Annotated in this window: 20 protein-coding genes and 1 pseudogene; 9 read left to right on the top strand and 12 right to left on the bottom strand. The window is 59.4% G+C overall.

Annotated features, from left to right (window positions below; translation table 11 throughout):
• Positions 1-6 precede the first annotated feature (6 nt).
• Positions 7-87, top strand: a pseudogene (locus OKW39_RS27630) (IS6 family transposase); the annotation flags it as partial.
• Positions 88-218: 131 nt separating this feature from the next.
• Here the strand turns inward: OKW39_RS27630 and OKW39_RS27625 are convergent.
• Positions 219-398, bottom strand: a complete 180-nt coding sequence (locus OKW39_RS27625; RefSeq protein ID WP_429332147.1) for a DUF2934 domain-containing protein — start codon at positions 396-398, stop codon at positions 219-221.
• A gap of 11 nt (positions 399-409) precedes the next feature.
• Positions 410-697: a hypothetical protein gene (locus OKW39_RS27620; protein WP_429564095.1), complete on the bottom strand. Its 288-nt coding sequence runs from the start codon at positions 695-697 to the stop codon at positions 410-412.
• 29 nt (positions 698-726) lie between these two features.
• On the opposite strand from OKW39_RS27620, the gene OKW39_RS27615 reads away from it, so the two are divergent.
• Positions 727-903 carry a KUP/HAK/KT family potassium transporter gene (locus tag OKW39_RS27615; protein ID WP_425199409.1) on the top strand — a complete coding sequence of 59 codons (177 nt, stop codon included), beginning with the start codon at positions 727-729 and terminating at the stop codon, positions 901-903.
• Between the two features lie 670 nt (positions 904-1573).
• Here the strand turns inward: OKW39_RS27615 and OKW39_RS27610 are convergent.
• Positions 1574-2233 carry a TetR/AcrR family transcriptional regulator gene (locus OKW39_RS27610; protein WP_429359864.1) on the bottom strand — a complete coding sequence of 220 codons (660 nt, stop codon included), beginning with the start codon at positions 2231-2233 and terminating at the stop codon, positions 1574-1576.
• Between the two features lie 420 nt (positions 2234-2653).
• On the opposite strand from OKW39_RS27610, the gene OKW39_RS27605 reads away from it, so the two are divergent.
• The 4 genes from OKW39_RS27605 (at position 2654) to OKW39_RS27590 (ending at position 5593) form a co-directional block, all read left to right on the top strand.
• A complete protein-coding gene (locus OKW39_RS27605) occupies positions 2654-3928 on the top strand; it encodes a polyhydroxyalkanoate depolymerase (protein WP_429564276.1) in 1275 nt (424 codons plus the stop codon).
• A 56-nt stretch (positions 3929-3984) separates the two neighbouring features.
• Positions 3985-4224: a hypothetical protein gene (locus OKW39_RS27600; RefSeq protein ID WP_090812650.1), complete on the top strand. Its 240-nt coding sequence runs from the start codon at positions 3985-3987 to the stop codon at positions 4222-4224.
• 573 nt (positions 4225-4797) lie between these two features.
• Positions 4798-5004 carry a hypothetical protein gene (locus OKW39_RS27595; protein WP_429564094.1) on the top strand — a complete coding sequence of 69 codons (207 nt, stop codon included), beginning with the start codon at positions 4798-4800 and terminating at the stop codon, positions 5002-5004.
• Between the two features lie 139 nt (positions 5005-5143).
• Entirely contained in the window at positions 5144-5593 is a 450-nt protein-coding gene (locus tag OKW39_RS27590) for a hypothetical protein (protein WP_429332151.1), read from the top strand.
• Positions 5594-6644: 1051 nt separating this feature from the next.
• Here OKW39_RS27590 and OKW39_RS27585 read toward each other — a convergent pair.
• From OKW39_RS27585 to phaP, 6 genes are all read right to left on the bottom strand, one after another.
• On the bottom strand, positions 6645-7346 hold the full coding sequence (locus tag OKW39_RS27585) for an IS6 family transposase (RefSeq protein ID WP_429564093.1): 702 nt from the start codon (positions 7344-7346) through the stop codon (positions 6645-6647).
• 47 nt (positions 7347-7393) lie between these two features.
• Positions 7394-7594 (bottom strand): hypothetical protein, encoded by a 201-nt coding sequence (locus tag OKW39_RS27580; protein WP_090812531.1) that lies wholly within the window; start codon positions 7592-7594, stop codon positions 7394-7396.
• 365 nt (positions 7595-7959) lie between these two features.
• Positions 7960-8208 carry a hypothetical protein gene (locus OKW39_RS27575; RefSeq protein ID WP_429332153.1) on the bottom strand — a complete coding sequence of 83 codons (249 nt, stop codon included), beginning with the start codon at positions 8206-8208 and terminating at the stop codon, positions 7960-7962.
• Positions 8209-8379: 171 nt separating this feature from the next.
• On the bottom strand, positions 8380-8652 hold the full coding sequence (locus OKW39_RS27570) for a DUF1488 family protein (protein ID WP_429332154.1): 273 nt from the start codon (positions 8650-8652) through the stop codon (positions 8380-8382).
• A gap of 337 nt (positions 8653-8989) precedes the next feature.
• Complete coding sequence (locus OKW39_RS27565; protein ID WP_429359859.1) at positions 8990-9259, bottom strand: hypothetical protein; 270 nt, start codon at positions 9257-9259, stop codon at positions 8990-8992.
• 700 nt (positions 9260-9959) lie between these two features.
• The gene (gene phaP, locus OKW39_RS27560) at positions 9960-10535 is read right to left on the bottom strand and encodes a TIGR01841 family phasin (RefSeq protein WP_429332155.1); all 576 of its coding nucleotides are present in this window, start codon (positions 10533-10535) and stop codon (positions 9960-9962) included.
• Positions 10536-12348: 1813 nt separating this feature from the next.
• On the opposite strand from phaP, the gene OKW39_RS27555 reads away from it, so the two are divergent.
• Positions 12349-13089 carry a 3-ketoacyl-ACP reductase gene (locus tag OKW39_RS27555; RefSeq protein WP_429359855.1) on the top strand — a complete coding sequence of 247 codons (741 nt, stop codon included), beginning with the start codon at positions 12349-12351 and terminating at the stop codon, positions 13087-13089.
• 250 nt (positions 13090-13339) lie between these two features.
• Positions 13340-13543 (top strand): cold-shock protein, encoded by a 204-nt coding sequence (locus OKW39_RS27550; protein ID WP_137333051.1) that lies wholly within the window; start codon positions 13340-13342, stop codon positions 13541-13543.
• Positions 13544-13952: 409 nt separating this feature from the next.
• On the opposite strand, the gene OKW39_RS27545 is transcribed toward OKW39_RS27550, so the two are convergent.
• A complete protein-coding gene (locus tag OKW39_RS27545) occupies positions 13953-15083 on the bottom strand; it encodes an IS110 family transposase (protein WP_090812607.1) in 1131 nt (376 codons plus the stop codon).
• Between the two features lie 766 nt (positions 15084-15849).
• On the bottom strand, positions 15850-16113 hold the full coding sequence (gene hfq / locus OKW39_RS27540) for an RNA chaperone Hfq (RefSeq protein ID WP_429332158.1): 264 nt from the start codon (positions 16111-16113) through the stop codon (positions 15850-15852).
• 179 nt (positions 16114-16292) lie between these two features.
• On the opposite strand from hfq, the gene OKW39_RS27535 reads away from it, so the two are divergent.
• Positions 16293-17636, top strand: coding sequence for an IS4 family transposase (locus OKW39_RS27535; RefSeq protein WP_425199403.1), 1344 nt, complete (start codon positions 16293-16295; stop codon positions 17634-17636).
• Positions 17637-17691: 55 nt separating this feature from the next.
• Here the strand turns inward: OKW39_RS27535 and OKW39_RS27530 are convergent, their stop codons facing one another.
• Entirely contained in the window at positions 17692-17901 is a 210-nt protein-coding gene (locus OKW39_RS27530) for a hypothetical protein (protein WP_429564092.1), read from the bottom strand.
• Positions 17902-18521 lie beyond the last annotated feature (620 nt).

The following is an 18521-nucleotide window of genomic DNA, read 5'->3' as shown; positions in this document are numbered from 1 at the left end:
GCTTGCATGATCGCCAATGGACAGATGAAGTGTGCTCGCGGAACCCATCTGTCCACCGCCGATCAATTTTACGACCTCGCAATATAAGCAGTACTGTGCATATCGAGCTCGTTCACCCCGCATTCCTCACTGCGACAAAACCCTTTCGAATGCCGGGCAGGCCCGACGGCGCGCCCCCAGGCAGTGGACCGCGCGGGCGGCGGATCGCGGGAGATCCGTCACAGCGTTCCGGGTGGCTCCGTGGGCACACCCGAAGCGTCGGCATGCGCGTCTTCATCGTCGATCTCGGCACGCGCCTGTTCCCAGTATTCCTCAGGTGTCCCCTTGGGCTCGGTCGCCTTTTCCCACAAACGGTAAGCCCTGGTCCTGATGCGTTCTTCCACCGACATGTATTCCATGTTCATGCTCCTCACGAGACCAGAAAAAAGACCTGCTCCGGGTTTGCGGAACTTGCCGTTTGAAACGGATTGCGCGGCGGCAACATGGAGTGCAGCAAGCGCTGTTCCTTGCTGGGGCCGACCGCCGGCACAGGTCGTCCGTCTTCGCGCGCGGTACGAATTTCTCCTCCGCCACTGCCCTTGCCCTTGCCGACAGAAGGTGAAAAGCCATGATCCAACGAACGATCTCCGATGGCGTCGGGCCGCGCATCGCGCGGAACAATTTTTGCAGCACGCCTTCGTATCTGAGGCTCACCCAAGCCCCCATTCATGCGCGAACACGTAGGTCATCGGAGCGCCTGGGCCTGAGCGCAACGAACACCGCGCCGGAACGCCCCTCTTAATCCTCGGCGCACTCGGCGTGGTGCTCGGCGACATCGGCACCAGCCCGATCTATGCGCTGCGGCAAGGCGTGCTCGATGTCGGCGCGCCGACTGAGCAAATCGTCATGCGTAGAACGCGTTAAAGCCGTCAACGTTGAGACAATAAAAATGTCAATTCGCTGTACCACATTGAGCGACTTCGCAGCCCACGGCGTGCGTGCTGAAGCAGCGCCGGCTGGCGAATCAGACGTTGCCGTCTTCCTCGCCAGCCTCTCTTCGGCATGGAAGGAAGGTGAGGCACGTCCAACGCACCGAAAGCAACCTAAGGCAAAGCACTGGTGGAGAAGTCGGGTGGATCCGTTCGCCGACGTGGCCGCTAATCGAAGGACGGTTGAATCCGCCCTCTATGCCGGCCAACGTATTGATGGATCGGTTGGCCGAGATGTTTCCGCAGGCGTACGCAAGTCAGGCACAACTACGAACGCTGCAGCGCCGGGGCAAGGCATGGCGAGCAGAGCGCGTAAAAGAACTGATTCTGGGCGGCCTGCGAAAGTCCGCTGATGCGCCAGCCGAAGTGTAGTTGCGGAGACGTCGAAAGTCGCCGGGGGCCGGGCGCTCCGCGCCCGGCAAACCACGAAAGAAGAGAAGAAAGAAAGCGAAACGACAACAATCCGTCCGGGTAACATTCCTTCATGAGGCAACACGACCGGACGTAGTCATTGTCGCCGCCCACAAGGGTTTGCCGCGTTGAGACGACGAGGCAGGGACGCCCGCGGCGACCCGCTCGTATCAGGTGGTCGAATTTGAACGCGCTTATTGAGGCGCTTTACTCAGCGCTTTCCAAACGACTTTTGCGGCGGTCTGAAATGCGCCCAGATCAGGCGCGTTATCTCCAGCTCGACGGATAAAAACGACCAGGCCCTGCAAGTGCGAGACGAGCAAAGCACCTCGGAGCGCGCATTCCCCAGACGTCAGCGCCGGGTTTATTTTCGCAACAAGACTCGCAAAGATTTCCTGGAATTCTCCCGTGATTTCCGCCGTCAAATCGCGCGCAAACTCCTCATGCTCGGCCAAACTCCACGATTCGAGGGCGAAGGCGCTCGTGCTGGTGCCAGGCCGCGTCAGTGCAGCAAACGCCTCGTCGACGATCGCATCGAGGCGGGCTTCCGGCGATCGAAGCTTATCCCTGGCGAGCGTTCGATAAAGCTCAAGGTAGCGGTTGGCCATCGCTCTCAACGTGGCTCGCAACAGGTCTTCCCGGGTACCGAAATAGTGCTGCAAGGTGCTCAGGCGAATACCCGCATCGCTCGCCACACGGCGTTGTGTGAACCCTGCGTTACCTTCGGTAGCGAAAACGCTGATCGCGACCTCGAGGATCTCCGGCACGCGCGTTGTTCTGTTGCCTCGCCGCCGGGGCTCGCCTGGCGCGCTCGAGCCTAGCATTTCCGCCGATGTGATCGTCATTTCTTTCATCTGCGCCCAACTCCTCAGTGACGGGTTATCTCCGCAGGACAGTTCCTTCCGGCCGCCGAAATGGTGCGCCTGACTCGGCTCGCGCCTGGCTCAAGAGGGGATTCGTCAGTCAGTGTCGCCGGGCCGCCGCAAAGCGGAAGCAGCCGTCCCTTCCTGTCATTCGACCTATGTATGGTAGGTCAAGAAACCAATTAAGCACAGTTAACATACTGCCCAACACCGGCTTAACGACCAATTGCTTGGGCTTGACCCACCGAGCAGTTGCTAAATCCTCGTACTTATTGGTATTTCTCCCCTCGTTACTGGTCTTGATTATTGGTCTAACGACCACTAGTATTTGGTCATAAGACCTATTTCAGCAGCTCAGGTTGCTGAATGCGTCGAGGCGGCTGCCGTAGTCAAGGAGAAGCTGACGTGTTGATGTCCTACCCCCTGCGCGAGTTGCAAACTGCGATCTGGGCGCCGTTCCTTCCCTGGCTGCAGGCCACCGGCAGCTTCCTTGCAGGTTCCGGCAACGCCGCTTCCGCGCTGCCCACCAGTCAGCTCGTGGCCGGCTGCGAGCTGTTGGCGCGGCTCTGCAAGCGCTACCCGAAACCGGAATTCGGCCTGACCGACGCCGTCGTCGAGGGTCAGCAGGTCGCGGTGACTGAAACTGTCGTGCTGGACCAGCCGTTCTGCCGGCTGCTGCATTTCGAGCGCGCCACGCCCCACAGGCATCCCGTCGCGCTGGTCGTCGCGCCCCTGTCGGGCCATCACGCGACGCTGCTGCGTGACACCGTGGCGGCGATGCTGCAGGATTTCGACGTCTACATCACCGACTGGCGCGATGCCCGCACGGTTCCGCTCGCCGAGGGCGCCTTTCACCTGGACGACTACGTCGCGTATCTGCGCGAATTTCTGCGTTTCGTGGGACCGGACGTTCATGTTGTATCGGTCTGCCAGTCGACCGTGCCGGTGCTCGCCGCTATTTCGCTGATGGCGGCCCATGGCGAGACGACGCCCAGAAGCATGACGCTGATCGGCGGCCCGATCGACGCGCGTCGCGGCCCGACGACCGTCAACGAATTCGCCGTCAGCAAACCGCTCGACTGGTTCGCACACGAACTGATCGAGACCGTGCCGGGTAACTATCCCGGTGCCGGCCGCCAGGTGTATCCCGGCTTCCTGCAGCACGCGGCCTTCGTGGCGATGAATCCCGAGCGCCACCTGGATTCGCACGTGCGCTACTACTGCGACGTGGCAGCCGGCAACAGCGAAGCCGCCGACGCGCATCGCCGCTTCTACGACGAGTACAACGCCGTGCTCGACATGGCGGCCGAATACTATCTGGAAACGGTTCGGGTGGTCTTTCAGGAGTTCTGCCTGGCGCGCGGCACCTGGCAGGTGCGCGGCGAACACGTCCGCCCGGGCGCCATCAAGGCCACTGCACTGATCACCGTCGAAGGTGAGCGGGACGACATCTGCGGGCGGGGCCAGACCCACGCGGCTCACGATCTGTGCACGGGACTCGACGCGTTGCTCAAACACCGGGTGACGGCCCGCGGCTGCGGCCACTACGGGATTTTCTCGGGCCATGCCTGGCGCACCGCGATCTATCCGCAACTTCGTGACCTGATCTATCAGCACGAATCGCACGTCAGCAACGAATCAGCGGCCGACTTGCACACCGGTTTCCTCGAGGACGTGGCGGCCTGACGGCGCACGGCAAGGGGCGCGCCCGATCAACGGCCATGGGGTTGAAGGAGCAGCAGATGAACACCGATCAGAAGTCCTTGCGATGGTTGATCGACAAATGGCTGGCGCCCACGCCGGCCATGCCGGTCCGCCTGACCCGATACGGTCGTGCAAACTCGAGCCACAGACGCTGCGTGCGCGTGGAGTCGTTGCGAACGACCGGCTCGCTGGCCATTTTCTTCTTCCGGCACGATGACGGATCGTGGCGCGTGTTCCCGCCCGCGTCCAGGCGGCCAGTGATGCATGCCTACCCATGAACTGGATAGACAGACCTGGCACGTCAGCACGGGAAGTCTGGCCGGCCTGGTCGGCCGTGTGATAACGCGGCGGGCTCGCATTTTTAGTACAAGCCGCGGTTTCGCGTTACGGACGTCTGGAATCGCCCGGTCTTAAATGCTGCCTGGTGCTCGCCATATTTGCGGATGGCGAGCGCCAAGGAGATCCTGCCTCGGAGGGGACTGCGATGAAACGGCGTGCGGGAGGTGTTGGAGTAGTGGGGGGCGGTGGCCGTTGTGAGGGTCCTGGCAGTACGACGAACCTGGGACCTGTCCAATGAGCAGGTATTCGAAGCGCACTGCGCTTATCACGCGTGGAACTGCATGTCTATCGTCCCGTTCCCGGCTGGGCACTTTCCTATGTTCCCAGGAGTTCATCGAGACTAGTAGAGATCGTGGGCCGGATCCTGCTGGCAAGGCAATGCCGGCATCAGGTCGGACCGATTTCTGTTTGAGGAACCCGGTCTTGCTGGATGCTGGGAGGTCCGCGATGCGTGCTTACCGGCTTGCGGCGTGAGCGACGGGTCGATAGTCGAGCGATCTGAGGAGAACGGAATGAACATCCTGGAACTGGCGGGGAATGCCGGAATGCTAGTCGTACTTGATGGCAGGATCGGTTGCACCGACTACCGAAGCGTCCATGGAACCCTGGATGCGTTTCAGCGTTTTGTTCATGCGTTGGAGTCCGCATTGATGAATGGTGAGGAATCCGATTGGTCTCGGTGTCGGGGAGGCCTGTGCGCGGAATCTTCGTCATCCTGAAAACATGATGCCGGAGCGCCACCAGGGAGGCCCTCACGCTGACCTGGAATGCGCATATGAGCGCTGGCCATGAAACCGGAGCGGGTGCAGGACATGCTAATTCCGGATCGTGAGCAAGCTCGATTGAGTGGAGCGACTGATGAAGGTTTCCGCAATCTACGCATGGGTAACGGTGCTTACTGCTATCGCCGCGGGGCTCGCTTCGGGCTCGTCCTACGCCTACGCGCTCGATCCGCAACTCGACTGTAGATCGAACGCCCACGCGTTCATCGCCCCGCTGCTAAAGAGCCAGTATATCGATCCGAATCCGATGCGCGTCGAAGCAAACTCGGTCAACGCATTTCGACCGGCGCACGGCAGCAAGTTGACGGCATTTGGCTTTCCCGTCTACGCCGTCCTAGGGTATGAACACGACGATGCACTGTTCAAACGCGGAGATGGCCGGCCCGTCCCGGACTCAGCCTATGGGGTGGTAGTAATCGGCCCCACCGAGTCAGTAGAAGCGCACGCGCGCAAGACCGGCAGCGGCGCTGTCATTCATCAGGTTGTCCCCCTCTTGCTAACGGCCATTTTCTGCAGCGGACCGTGACGCGCCCAGCGATGCCGTCATGCATGCAGTGGGATGGCGTTGTTACATGAGTGTTTGCGTCGCCGTAGTGCAATCAATGGGCCTTCCGGCGTGGTCGACTTGACGTGGGCCGCATGAGTTCTGCAGATAACGTATGGCATCCTAATTAATGTTCACGGTTGGCGGCTTCGACAATTGTCCGCCGCTGCCAGGCGGTGAGTCGCGCCTCAAGTTCGTTTCGATGGCACGATGCGTTCATCCGGTGTCTGGGTAATGCGAAGTGCTGACGGAACGGTCCGACCGCAACGCCTGCGTGCGCTGCGATGCGGAATCCTTTCATGCGTGTGATACAGGGATTCTGCTTTCTTCATCCAGACATCTTACCCGAGCGCCTTCTCAACCTGACAGCGCCGTCTCGGCCGCGCGCAACCGGGCCGCTGACGCAGAAGCCGGTGACTGCTTCGCTTGTCGAAAATTCGAGGAATGCCGCGAAAGTGGCAGGGACGTACGGCCTGTCATCGAGCTAAAGCCAACACTCGCGTAATCGCAACGTGCAAGTAATATGGATTACCAATTACATGGCAGTCAAATGCCGCAGCCCCGCGCAGGAATGACTCAACACTGCCGACGAGGCCGCGGCCACGCTAACCGGCAAGAATTGCATCGGCTAAGTTTTGCAACGAGATACGGCTGTTGTGAGAAGTAAATTATCCAAATAGCCTGGTTTCGCGATGCTTTTTTTCACTCGTCCCCATCGTTCACGCAACTAATCTTGTAGCTAAATTTCAACTAAAGTTGTAACGCCCCGCGTGTCTTGCTACCACGTGTGCGCTTTTTCCTGCGTATGCGCCTGAGCAGGTCACTCGGCTTCCGTGCCATGACCGCTTTGGGCGCCCGGGCCGGCCATTGCGTTGCAACTTTGGTTGGAATCACACATGGCATTACAACTTTAGTTGACGGCGTCGTCCCGGGACCGGGAACGGAGAGCACCGATGCCACCGGGGACCGGGGATAAAGGGCTTTGTCGCGGTAAGGTTTAAAGAGCGAGCGGAATCGATATGCGAAGTACTGCTTATGTTGCGATCTCGTAGAATTGGTCAGCGGCGGACGGATGGGCTCCGCGAGCACATTTCATCTGTCCTTTGGCGATCATGTGCATAATCTCAATGCCGGCCAGAAGGATCCGGGCACAGCGAAAGGTCTTGAACCCCAGCATGGGCCGCGTTCGTCGCTTGATCGCCCGATGATCCTGCTCGACCAGGTTATTGAGATATTTGGACTGGCGGATCCTGATGGGCGCTTCACGACCAGCATTGATCGCTTCGAGCGCGGCGAGATTGGCGCCGCTTTTGTCGATGGTTACCGTCTCGGGTATATCGTTCTGGGCGATCGATTTCTCAAAGTAACGCCGGGCCGCAGTCTTGTCCCGATGCGTGCGTAGCAGAAAGTCAATGGTGTTGCCGTCCTTGTCGACGGCCCGGTAAAGATACCGCCAGTCCCCCTTGACGCGGATGTACGTTTCGTCCATCCGCCAGCTCTTACCCACGGGGCGCTTGCGGCGGCGAAACGCTTTCTCCAGCACCGGCAATACCTTGATGGCCCAGCGGTGCACAGTCGAATGATCGACCGAAACGCCGCGCTCAGCCGTCATGTCTTCAAGGTGCCGTAGGCTCAGCGGATAAGCCACGTACCAGCGCACGCAAGTCAGCATCACGTCGAGCGGATAGTGCAGGCGTTTGAGCACTCGGGCCATCGCCGGATTCATCGTCTTCATCGAGCTTTCAGTCGTCCGTGTCGTTCCGCCCATCATAGCGGACCGCCTTACTGCAACAGAACCGCCTTGGCGTACGCGATGGCGAATTTGAGCGCGGCCTTCTCCGAGGCAAAATAGGCGAGTATGCCGAATGCGCTGCGCTTTCCGGTCGGGCTGGTGACAAACGCGCTTGCCGCATACCCTGGCACCGACATCGAGGGGAGAGGCACGATGACGTGTTCTTTGTGATGGATTGGCTTGGACTCCATGCCGTGCCTCGGGTATATGCGATGTGTCAGTCTGAAACGTCGCAGCGCTTCGTTATGTTCGGAATGTTACGTTCGCGGGCAATCCCGACCGTCAATGAATTGGATTTCTGTTGCTCGGAAACGCCCAGGCCGGACCACAATAATTTCCGCGCCCTCTCGACAGCGGCATCGTGTCCGAATGGGCACAGGCGAGCCATCTTGTCTCTGGACAACATCTGAAGAAACCCGTCTTGCACAGAGGGTGGAAGGGCCATCAGGAACTCCAGCTTAATGGGTGTGAACAGTCGATGGTAATGCGGCTGCGGCATTCCATCAGGGCGAGTGCGGGAAAAAGCTAATGTCTAGCGACTGCCGCCTCACAAAGCTCACTCGTGAGATTGCCGTCTGGGTGAGGTCAGGTCTGTTTTCTCGAGCAGCGCATCGAAGGCTTCCCGCGCGTCCTTCAGTTCCTGCATGGCCGCCGCGAATCTGGCCAATGCCAAGGTCGTTGGTTGCTTACGTGGGTCTCCTGCGTAGTGCGCTTCCAGCCGTAGTGACGCGGCTTGTACTTCTCGCGCGGCGGTCACCACGCGCTCGAGGGCGCGTGCCTCCGCCGAGACCTTTTTCGCTTTCATCGTCGTTGTTTCCTGGGGACCGGGCGCGACCACCGTCCGGACGCTTCGGTTGGCGTTTGGCGTTGCTTCCCTGAGGCTGCCTGCATTGGAAGCACGCAATGCGCCGACTCTAAAAGATGCGTCGGATTTAATCGGTGCGAGACGTCACAGACGGTCGCCGCTGGAGCCGCGTCATCGGTCCGCAAAGTCTGCTGCCGACAATACTATCGGGGCGCCGGTCTTCTTGAGCAGTCTTCTTTCAACGGCTGCCGTTATGCGCTGGTGTCCGTCGGCAAATGCTTTCAATGTGCGCGCCTCGTTAGCACCGGCCGGCAACCAGAAATGCCGTTCGAGCGCGTCGCACGTGATTGAGCAGTGCACCGACTGGTTGCGAAAAGATGCAGCGAAAGCAACCACTTTTCCGTCTGAAGAAACGCAGGGTTCCGCGGTGAGGGTGTCGTCCATAGATGTATAGATTCCTTATTGACTCGAACGCGGGGTAGCCGCCGAGAGCACCCGCTGGCATACCCGGTCAATAATAAATCAGACGGCCCCCGGGGTTGACCGCTGTCGAGTCCTTTCGTTATGCGGAAGCGTCACCGCAGCCCATAGGGTAGCGGGCGCAGTGCAGTCAGGATGGTTCGCAGCGGCGCCTGTCCCGAACGATAGCCCGAGACTTTTTTCCCTTGTAGTTGCATCTGCAACCAACTCGCGACTTCGATGGCGTGGTGCAATAGAAACTCCGAAGTGGCTATCGATGAGGCGAGTTCCGCCTGGATGTGCGAGCCCTCCGCGGGTTTGCCTAACTCATCGCCTGTTCCGGACTGGAGACGGATATTTCAGGCGGGAATGCATCGATGCTTTCCAGCAGTCTCTGCAGTCGTTGTTGCTGGTCCGGTGAAAGTCCCTGCGTCGCAAGTGCCTGAAGCACGCGCCCGCGCCAGTAAGTTCTGGTGAATAGAGACTCCGCTCCTTCCGCGCCCAGCACCTGCTCGAGATGGGCAATCGCGGGGTCGATATTACGGAATGTGTAGGGACTCACGCCCGTCGGGTTTCTGTCAGTGAAGGTCATTGCGTGCGCTCTGATTTACCTGCTTCTGCTTTGCGCCATATGTCCGGAAAAACGGTCGCGCCCAACTTTACTGATATGAAAAATATGAAAAATAGGTCGGGATTTTGAAATCAAGCAATGCGACAAACAGACTGCTGCGATGACCCAATCACACGGCGCTAGCGCCAGCACATACTCCTGGCCCGTGGGTCCCGGGCGGGAACACCTGCCATGTGCCGTCATCGTGCCGGAAGAAAAAAAGCCCAACCGAACCTTCCGGTCGCTGTGCCTCAACGCGCACGTAACGCCTGCGGCTAGAGCCTGTGCGACTGAATCGGGTTACCCGAATCGGCGTCGCCGCAGCTGGTGTCAGCCATTTTTCAACCAGCGAACGCAGGGACCTTTCTGCCGTGTTCATCCGCTCCTCCTTCAGTCTCCTTACCGTCGGCTCGGCGTTGCCCGGTTGCACAAGCCTCGATGTACCTGCGGCCTCGAAGAATGTGGTTGCTTCGCGTGATGGATGCCGGACGAAATCAAACGAAGCTACGGCAGGCGACCTGCGCAACGGCGCTTGAAAATTTCTGGCGCAGGAGACGAGTTCCGCGACCGCGTGCGAGGCGCACCGGGCGCCTCGCACCGCCACAGGCGGCCACCCCGCAAGCAACGCGGGCGGGGTGCTCGCCTGAACGATTTGATAGTAGTGAGCTACGACAAAACGTGACTACTTCTCACTGGTTTCGACCGGTGCTGCAAGCTGTCGAGTCCGCTTGGCCGAGGTCAACGCCGCCGCGCTGATATTGCTCTCCGCAGTCTCTACCGCCTGCTTTGCGGCCTTGCTCGCAGCTTCATACGTCGTGTTCGCCGTCTCGCTTGCCGTGGTGATGAAGGTCTTCCACGCAGCCACGGCGTTTTCGCTTCCCGCCGGCGCGTTCTTCGCGACGCTGTCGACAAATGCCTGTGCATCGTGCTGGAACTGCTTGATTTTTGCTTCGGCGACGGCGGCGAATTCGGCTTGAGTGCTGGAGATAATTTCGTAAACGTGGCGCCAGTATGACTGTGCTTTTTCTATGGCGGGTTGAGCCCGGCCTGCCTGTTGTGCGAAAAACTCCTGCGGCGCTCCGGCCGAAAACGCCTTGACCAGGATTCCCTGATTTTCGGCGAGGCTTGATTTGACTGCTAGCATGTTCAACCCGACCAGCTTTTCGATGGCGTCAAATGATTTGGTCAGGATGCCAAATGTTGTGTCAACACCAGCTTTCTGCGCAGCGACGATTTGTTCCGGGGGAATACTGCTCATCTTTAACTCCATAGAGGATGCGGGACCAGCGTCCCAAGGTTCCGATGCACGGAATCGCGAGCTATCAGCCACCAAAAGCCACAACGTCGAGCAATTAATGCGATGCAGCAAAATCATTCTAGAGCGGCTGGGGCGAATGTCAATGACCTTTCGGCACGCATCAGGCGCGACCTAGGAGGTCGACGCCGAAAGCCTTACTGGCATTGGCGAAGATGAATTTTAAGTAGAAGCCCCAGCAGTCAACCGGTACAGGCTTCCCACATATTGGTGTTTACGATGACTTGTGCAGCGCCGCAGAAAATTTGTACAGTCATGCTCGTTCCGACGTTGTGCGGAGTTGTTTCCGCTCGCGCGTTCAGTTGCTGGTCGCGACGCGGTACCTACCCGGTTCGCCAGAAGGCTGGTGCACGGCGTCGTGCTTCAATGGTGGAGGCATCGAGGAAGCTAGAGGGCGAGACCGCAGCGTCCGCACCCGGCGTGAAAGCGTCATTGGCCCCATCGCCTTAACGGCGCCCTGTTTGGGCAAGGGGGACAGTGCTGGCATCGAGCTTCAACGGACGGGTGATTGCCATCGTGAGGGCGGTTCGCCACGTTTCGTAAGCGGAAAAGTCCGGCTCACCGCTTGATGTTGTGTTCGGATTTTCCAGGAACTGCTTTTCGCTTGACGCCGATGTTTGTTGCGGTAAATCGTTGTGCTACCAGACGGGACAGAATTTCGGAGTACTGACAAGGCGATGTAGGGGCGCCACATTGAGTCACGAGGTTGTCATGACGAACCAGTAACGTCACTCGACGCCGCGGACAAACCGGCGCTGAAATCTATAAAGAATAAAGCTGAGAGACCTGAGCGATGAATCGGCATCTACAAAATATTGGCCACCTCGAGCGTAGCGTCGAGGACGACCGCCTCAGGCGCGCGTTGGCCGCACAGCTTGACAGGGCATTCAAACGGGCCCGAATCAGCTCAGCCCACGCAGCGAAGAGGTTAGGCGTGAGTGAAGACGACGTGCAGTATTGGCGCAGCGGTATCACAGTGCCTCCGCTGAACGCCTGTACGCGTCTCGCCGCTGCTCTTGATCTGGATATTCACTGGCTCTGCACCGGGCAGACTCACCTCGTCTAGCGAGCATACTCGCGCGCAGCAAGTCAGGCAGTCCTCCCGTCGGTCGGGATGCCTCTTGCTGCTCCCTTCCTGCTCGGCGTCCCGTCTGCACGAACGCCGCCTGCGGGTAGTCCAGTCCACCAGGATTTACCGTTGAGTCGGGTTGCGCTTTGAAAGCTGGCAAACACAACCTCGCATCCGCTAAGGCGCGGTGCCTCGGGCATTACCAGAGGGAGCTGGCGCGAACTGCCTCGCTAATTTCGAGCACGCTGTGCGCGGAAAGCATGGCGGCAGCGATAAGGGAAACCGTTCTCCTGTTTGAGGCATCTCGCGGACGCGACGACCTGGAGCCGTTCGCGCGCGCACTTCTTGATAGGTTGGGAAAGCGTGGGAAGCCTGAAGCAGTGAAGGTGCTTCTCGACTTCATCGAGCGTGGCCGCTTGCCAGAGGCGCCACCCACTGCGCCCTCCCGCCCCATCTCTGCTCGCAGGCCCCGAAAACGTCCAGAGCTTGCACTCGCGGAACGCCAGGACGCAGAGGGCGGACTGAGCAGAAGAGTGAAAATCTCTGGCCGCGATGCCGCTGGACACGGGAGCGTCGCTCTTCGCACGGGAAAAGCAGTCATACCGAAGCCGCCACGTCGGTGTCCCGAGTGACTTAACGAGGAAAACTATTCTATTCCCTAACCGTAACAGCAACTGAGGGCAGAGCATGTCAAAGCGAATCGCTTACGTAACCGGGGGTATGGGTGGAATTGGTACTGCGATATGTCAGCGGCTTCACAAGGACGGGCTAACTGTCGTGGCCGGATGTGGACCGAACTCGCCGCGACGGGAACGGTGGTTGGCCGAGCAGGCTGAGCTTGGGTTCTCCTTCACGGCTTCAGAGGGCAATGTCAGCGACTGGGAGTCGACAGAGGCCGCTTTCGCGAAAGTGAAGAAAGCGGTCGGTGAGATTGACGTGCTGGTGAATAACGCCGGCATTACGCGGGACGGGACGTTTCGCAAGATGTCCAGGGAGAACTGGAACGATGTCATTGACACGAACCTGACGAGCCTCTTCAACGTGACCAAGCAGGTCATCGAGGGGATGGTCAGCAGGGAGTGGGGGCGAATCATCAATATCTCATCCGTGAATGGTCAGAAAGGACAGTTCGGCCAAACCAACTACGCCACAGCGAAGGCTGGCATTCACGGCTTTACGATGTCGCTCGCGCAGGAGGTAGCGACAAAGGGCATCACGGTGAATACGATCTCACCAGGCTATATCGGAACCGACATGGTTCGGGCGGTGCGCCCCGAAGTGCTGGACGCAATCATTCAGGGCATTCCGGTGCGCCGTCTTGGGGAGGCGTCGGAAATTGCGTCAATTGTCTCGTGGCTTGCCGGCGATGAATCCGGCTTTGCGACCGGTGCTGATTTTTCGCTCAACGGTGGGCTTCATATGGGTTGAGGCCTCTTTGGACGCGTGGTCCGCGCAGGTCGCTAGAGGTCCCGGCCTGCGTTTTTGACAAGGTGACGACGAGATTCAAGCCGCTTTGCGGCACGCACATTGATGGCTCAATACAGGACCAGTCGCGTCACATTAACGACCGATGTGACGCGCAGAAACGGTGTCAGCGTGGTAAGACTCTTCCTCCTGATTCGCTGCGCTGTGAAATACAGCAAACGAAAATGCGGCATTAAACTTTCGTGGAATGAATATGGCAACCGGAACAGTAAAATGGTTTAACGACGCCAAGGGCTTCGGCTTTATCACGCCGGACGACGGCGGAGAAGACCTGTTCGCCCACTTCTCTGAGGTTCAGGGCAGCGGCTTCAAATCATTGCAGGAGAATCAGAAGGTCAGCTTCGAAGTGAAGCAGGGGCCGAAGGGCAAGCAGGCTGCCAACATCAAGCCGCTGTAACAAGCCCGACACTCGTCGCGATGAATGGGCCGTAATGCGGCCGATTTCGCAAAACGTACGGACAACCAACCGGAGACCGGCATGTGCGATGCGCCGCATATCGAACCCTCGTCCTACCAGGGTGATATGACTTCTCGTGTCAATATGATCGGTTCTGTGTTTTCGATGTTTGAATTTCCTGAGGGCGACGTAGCAGTAAATCTCGACGGTGGATCAAGCTGATATCCGCGGATTGGCTACCGCATTACAGATGTCCGCCCAATGAGCCTTCCGCTACCTACCACCGCAATTCGGATGAGATCCGTTGCCTACCCTGGTCGCGGGTTACTCGTGTGCCGGGCTACGCCGCCTTCAGGAAACTCCTGCACGTGTCGTTACGGTGGATGCAGACGCAGGGCATTGCTGTACATCATGGCATCTGTGTCTCGCGCGGTATGGCCAGCGACAAGGAGAGCCGGCAGATGTCCCAGATGAATCCGCTGAGTTCACGGGCAACTGCGACTACGGCGATATTCTTCTGCTTGCCGCGCGCGACGAGTTTGCGATAGCGTCGGCACAAGCGCACCTGTGCGTCCCAGGCTCGATCTACAATCGGTTTAGGCAGACCTTCGTGACGACGCTGAATATCGGGGCTCACACGCGCAGGGTGGCGATAGCTCCATGCAGCTTCAACTAGCAGCTTTCTTGCATAACTGTTGCCGCTTTTAGTGATGCTGCCCTGACGACGCTTGCCGCCCGATGAGTGCTCGGACGGCGTCACCCCCAGCCACGCCATCAACTGGCGTGGGTGCACGAAGCGTGAGAGATCGCCCAGCTCGGCGAGCATGCCCACTGCCGTGGTGAACTGGACACCGCGCATTGCCTGCAGGCCCAGGACGGCGGGATAGAAGCGCCAGTTGACGACTGCCTCACGCAGCGCGGACTCCAGCCGGTCACATTGGGCGAGCCGGTCTTCGATCGCGCGACGTAGCTCTTCAAACGCAAACTGCTGCCACGCACTGTCGAAGCTGTATGCGCTCAGCCAGCGTCGGTGCGCCGGCCCCCAGTCGGCAGAGCCGGTGTAGCGCACGCCGTGCGACAGCAGAAAGGCTTTTACCCGTTGCCGTGCACGCTTGAGGTCGTCCTTGGCAATCACCCATGCGCGGGCCAGATCCCGGAATGCTTCATCGTCGATGCTGGGGACGTATACGGCCGACAGGTCGCCGGCACGCAGCGATCGGACGAGCTTGACGGCATCACGTCTGTCAGTCTTGATGTGCTCACCTGGCTTGCGGGGAATCAGCGAGGGCGCGCAGACCATGCACTGGAATTCTTTCTGGACAAGCTGCCGGTAAAGCCCATATCCGCACGGACCGGCTTCGTAGACGATGCTGACGCATCGCGCTTTAGATTGCAGTCTCTTGCACAACCGTTCCACGTCGGCCTGTGTAGTACCGATCTTGCCGAGCAGTTCAACCTCGCCCGAACCAATGGCATAGGCGACCGTGATCGAATCCTTATGAACATCAAGACCCACGTAAAGAGTGCTATCGTGCTCCATGCTGGCCTCCGCGTCGGAAATCGCCGGGTGCGGCACGTCCGCACCGTGCGGCTCTGACAGCAATGCTAACCCGCGTTTGATTCCGTTGCGGCAGGCCAGCCTCTGTCCCGCAGGAAGTCATACTGCCTACCCGCAAGACGTTGCGCTTTCTTGCACGCGACGCCCGAAATCCTGGCGCAGCCCTGGTTTACTGGCTGGGGGTGACGGAGCCCTCTGCGGAACCCAGCTTTTTCAACGCCATGCAAACATACGGACCGTTGATGCAGCTGGTTCTACCCGACGAACGTCCAGGCGTCTTCGTGAAACGGGACGCCGTTCAAAAAGTCCAGGATTGTGGAGTTGTAAAGCGACTCGTTTTCATGGACGAGTCATCGCTCGACGTTCGATATGGCGCCCCGTGCCGCGACCTCTTCAACGAGTGAGTGACGCTGGCGTGCCTCTGTTGTCGCGGGAGACGGATAGCGTCCGTGAATAACGGCAACGGAACGCTGATGCGACTTCGCAGCTAGCGGCGCCATTGTTCCAGGCGAGCCTTCGCTGCACGGCTGGACATGACCATCAAGCGCGCAAAGGTTACTTCCAGTCGGGTGGCCAGTTCGCTTGGCGTACTGGAACGCGACGTGACCCTTTGGTGCGCCGGAGTTATCGTTCCGAAGAGTACGGATTGTGCGCGCCTGTCTGACCTTCCCGACGTGGACGTCGCCTGACTATGCGCAGGTCAAGCGTAGACCACAGCATGTCATGACAGTTCTCATCGGACCCGAACTCACAAGTTGTCCGGCTTGTCCCGATTCACCGCCGCGCCGGAACCGCGTGCCGGGCCCCTGCCATTGACCGGCATCACGGTCGAAATGGCATGTTTGTAAACAAGTTGCACGCCTGGGCCAGACTCCAACAGCACTGCAAACTGGTCAAATCCGGCCAGTTGGCCAATCAGTCTGATACCGCTCACGAGGAACACGTTTACGGTGGTCTTGTCCTTTGCGAGCGTCTGCAGAAAATCGTCCTGTACGCATGGAGGTGCGGTCATGTTCTGGGTCAAAGCGATAGGTTCTTTGATTGTACCGGCGATACCTGAAGCCATAGCGTTATACACATCTCGCTGCGGCAGCCGCCCGCGCCAGCAAGCCGTTTACATTCAATGACTTGAAAGCCGTGCTTGTAAACTTTGGCCGGATCGCGTCTACTCTCGTAATTTGGGCGGACGCGGTGACGAAGGCGGCACAGCAGTGGATCGAGCAGGAATTTGCGGGGCTGGACCTTGGCGACGCCCGCCTGGACAGGAGGGCAAAGAAATTGATGGAACGACTTGCGGCCAATCCGACGGCCAGTATCCCCCAGGCGTGCGATAGCTGGAGCGAGACGTGCGCGGCGTACCGATTTTTGCGCAATACGGATGTGGCCTGGGAAGCCATCCTGGAGCCGCATTGGGCGAGCACGCAGGAACGCATGCGCAGCCAGTCGGTCGTGCTGTGCATCCAGGACACCACCGAGCTTGATTTTAACGGCCAGGACATCGACGGTCTGGGGCCGTTGAACTACGAAGCAAGGCGCGGGCTGTACTTGCACCCGACCTATGCGGTGACGACCGAACGCGAACCGCTGGGCGTGCTCGATGCATGGATGTGGGCGCGCGAGGAGCTTGACGCCGATGGTGTCCGTCCTGGGCCGAAAGAAAGCACGCGCTGGATCGAAGGCTACGAGCGCGTGGCGGAAATGGCGCCGGACATGCCGCACACGCGACTGGTGTACGTGGCCGACCGCGAGGCGGACATGGTGGAAATGATGCGCCGGGCGCACGAACTGGGCACGCCAGCGGACTGGCTGGTGCGCGCCCAACATGACCGCTGCCTGCCCGGCGGTGACGGCGCCAGGCTGTGGGCGAGTACAACCAGCGCTGAGCCCTTGGGTGAAATCACCTTCATGACCGGCGCCCGCGAGACTCAGAAGAGCCGCACCGTACGCCAGCAACTGTGGGCTCGCGAAGTCGAGATAGTGGACGGCGAACGCGGCAAGCTCAAGGTTCACTGCGTAATCGCACGCGAAGTGGGGGCGCCCGCTGGCATCAAGCCGATTGAGTGGCGTTTGCTGACCAACCGAGCCGTCGCAACCCAGGAAGACGCGGTCGAACTGATCAATTGGTACCGGGCCCGATGGGAAATCGAAATCTATTTCCATGTGCTCAAGAACGGCTGCGAAGTCGAGACCCTGCAATTGGCCGCTGTCGACCGGATCGAGCGTGCGCTGGCCTTGTTCCTGGTAGTGGCATGGCGTGTGACGTATCTGATGCGCAAAGGCCGGACCTGTCCGGATCTGGATGCCGCCTTGTTCTTCGATCCGGACGAAATTCGTGGCGCCCACCTGCTGGCCAAAAAGAAGATGCCGACGCCGCCGCCCACTGTGAATGAGGTCGTGCGGCTGATTGCGCAAATCGGTGGTTTCCTCGGCCGAAAGAGCGACGGTGAACCGGGTGCCAAGACCATCTGGCGAGGGCTCGATCAGGTACTCGCTGCCGCTGACACGCTACGCGCGCTCCGCGACGGGCTCGGCTAAGGACTTATGTATAACGCTATGACCTGAAGCCGCGAGCCAGTCCAGAGGAAGTGTGTTACCGCGACTCGAGAGCGTCGATGCATGCCTGCTCAGTATCGTTCGGATGCAGGTGGCGGTATGCGTCAAACAATTGTGAGCACAGGGTTGCCAATGCAGTGAGATTCACAGCCTGGTCTGCATACTCGACCTCGCCTGCGCTAAGGATGTCGTCGAGGACGGGAGCCAGGCGACGCAGTTGCCGGAAAGTGGCGGCGTCAAGTTTCATATTGGAACTCCTCAGCGGGCAGAACTCACCCTAAGCTGACTGCCTCAAGGCGCTGCCCGGCCCCGCCAACTTGCGGGCGTCCCCACCAGTTCAGTTAAGCACCCGCTTCGGCCTGCGACGGACACGAATCTGCGTTGACGGCTCATGTGACTCGCGGTGCTGGACGTCGTGTGGCAAGGCGGCCTCGGTGGTGCCTTCCGTTGCTGCCAATCGCATTGTATTCCGGGTCGAGACCGCCCTCAGCACCGCGCAGGTGCGGGCGCGGTTGACGTCACCCAATGTCCTATCAGCACGTCGTGTCCTGGCTCTCATCGGTTTCCTCCTGCCGCACTGCACAGCGAACCTGAGAAACTACTTGAATACTAGACTGCAGGACCTCCAGTAGCAAGGAAACTGACAGCCGCAGTGTGCGGCTGCGGACACCCGATAACGCTGCTGGCCGAGCTCTAATTGTGCACTGCACAGTACGAATGAAGTGTTACACGTTGTTAAACCACAGGGAGAGGGTATACGCTTAGGACAATTTCCCTGCGAGACAACCATGGACACGCCCATCCTGCTGGACCGCAACGGATTGCTTGCCGCATGGCATCGCCTTGTCGCGACCGCGCAACATGCGT

The organism is Paraburkholderia sp. MM6662-R1, assembly GCF_050436245.1.
In the GTDB taxonomy this organism is placed as follows: domain Bacteria; phylum Pseudomonadota; class Gammaproteobacteria; order Burkholderiales; family Burkholderiaceae; genus Paraburkholderia; species Paraburkholderia tuberum.
This window is presented reverse-complemented; position numbering and strand designations above follow the sequence as displayed.

Excerpts from the sequence above, each read along its gene's own strand:
- OKW39_RS27625 (WP_429332147.1), bottom strand. The coding sequence starts at position 398 with ATGGAATACATGTCGGTGGAAGAACGCATCAGGACCAGGGCTTACCGT.
- OKW39_RS27610 (WP_429359864.1), bottom strand. The coding sequence starts at position 2,233 with ATGAAAGAAATGACGATCACATCGGCGGAAATGCTAGGCTCGAGCGCG.
- OKW39_RS27605 (WP_429564276.1), top strand. The coding sequence starts at position 2,654 with ATGTCCTACCCCCTGCGCGAGTTGCAAACTGCGATCTGGGCGCCGTTC.
- OKW39_RS27600 (WP_090812650.1), top strand. The coding sequence starts at position 3,985 with ATGAACACCGATCAGAAGTCCTTGCGATGGTTGATCGACAAATGGCTG.
- OKW39_RS27595 (WP_429564094.1), top strand. The coding sequence starts at position 4,798 with ATGAACATCCTGGAACTGGCGGGGAATGCCGGAATGCTAGTCGTACTT.
- OKW39_RS27590 (WP_429332151.1), top strand. The coding sequence starts at position 5,144 with ATGAAGGTTTCCGCAATCTACGCATGGGTAACGGTGCTTACTGCTATC.
- OKW39_RS27585 (WP_429564093.1), bottom strand. The coding sequence starts at position 7,346 with ATGAAGACGATGAATCCGGCGATGGCCCGAGTGCTCAAACGCCTGCAC.
- OKW39_RS27580 (WP_090812531.1), bottom strand. The coding sequence starts at position 7,594 with ATGGAGTCCAAGCCAATCCATCACAAAGAACACGTCATCGTGCCTCTC.
- OKW39_RS27575 (WP_429332153.1), bottom strand. The coding sequence starts at position 8,208 with ATGAAAGCGAAAAAGGTCTCGGCGGAGGCACGCGCCCTCGAGCGCGTG.
- OKW39_RS27570 (WP_429332154.1), bottom strand. The coding sequence starts at position 8,652 with ATGGACGACACCCTCACCGCGGAACCCTGCGTTTCTTCAGACGGAAAA.
- OKW39_RS27565 (WP_429359859.1), bottom strand. The coding sequence starts at position 9,259 with ATGACCTTCACTGACAGAAACCCGACGGGCGTGAGTCCCTACACATTC.
- phaP (WP_429332155.1), bottom strand. The coding sequence starts at position 10,535 with ATGAGCAGTATTCCCCCGGAACAAATCGTCGCTGCGCAGAAAGCTGGT.
- OKW39_RS27555 (WP_429359855.1), top strand. The coding sequence starts at position 12,349 with ATGTCAAAGCGAATCGCTTACGTAACCGGGGGTATGGGTGGAATTGGT.
- OKW39_RS27550 (WP_137333051.1), top strand. The coding sequence starts at position 13,340 with ATGGCAACCGGAACAGTAAAATGGTTTAACGACGCCAAGGGCTTCGGC.
- OKW39_RS27545 (WP_090812607.1), bottom strand. The coding sequence starts at position 15,083 with ATGGAGCACGATAGCACTCTTTACGTGGGTCTTGATGTTCATAAGGAT.
- hfq (WP_429332158.1), bottom strand. The coding sequence starts at position 16,113 with ATGACCGCACCTCCATGCGTACAGGACGATTTTCTGCAGACGCTCGCA.
- OKW39_RS27530 (WP_429564092.1), bottom strand. The coding sequence starts at position 17,901 with ATGAAACTTGACGCCGCCACTTTCCGGCAACTGCGTCGCCTGGCTCCC.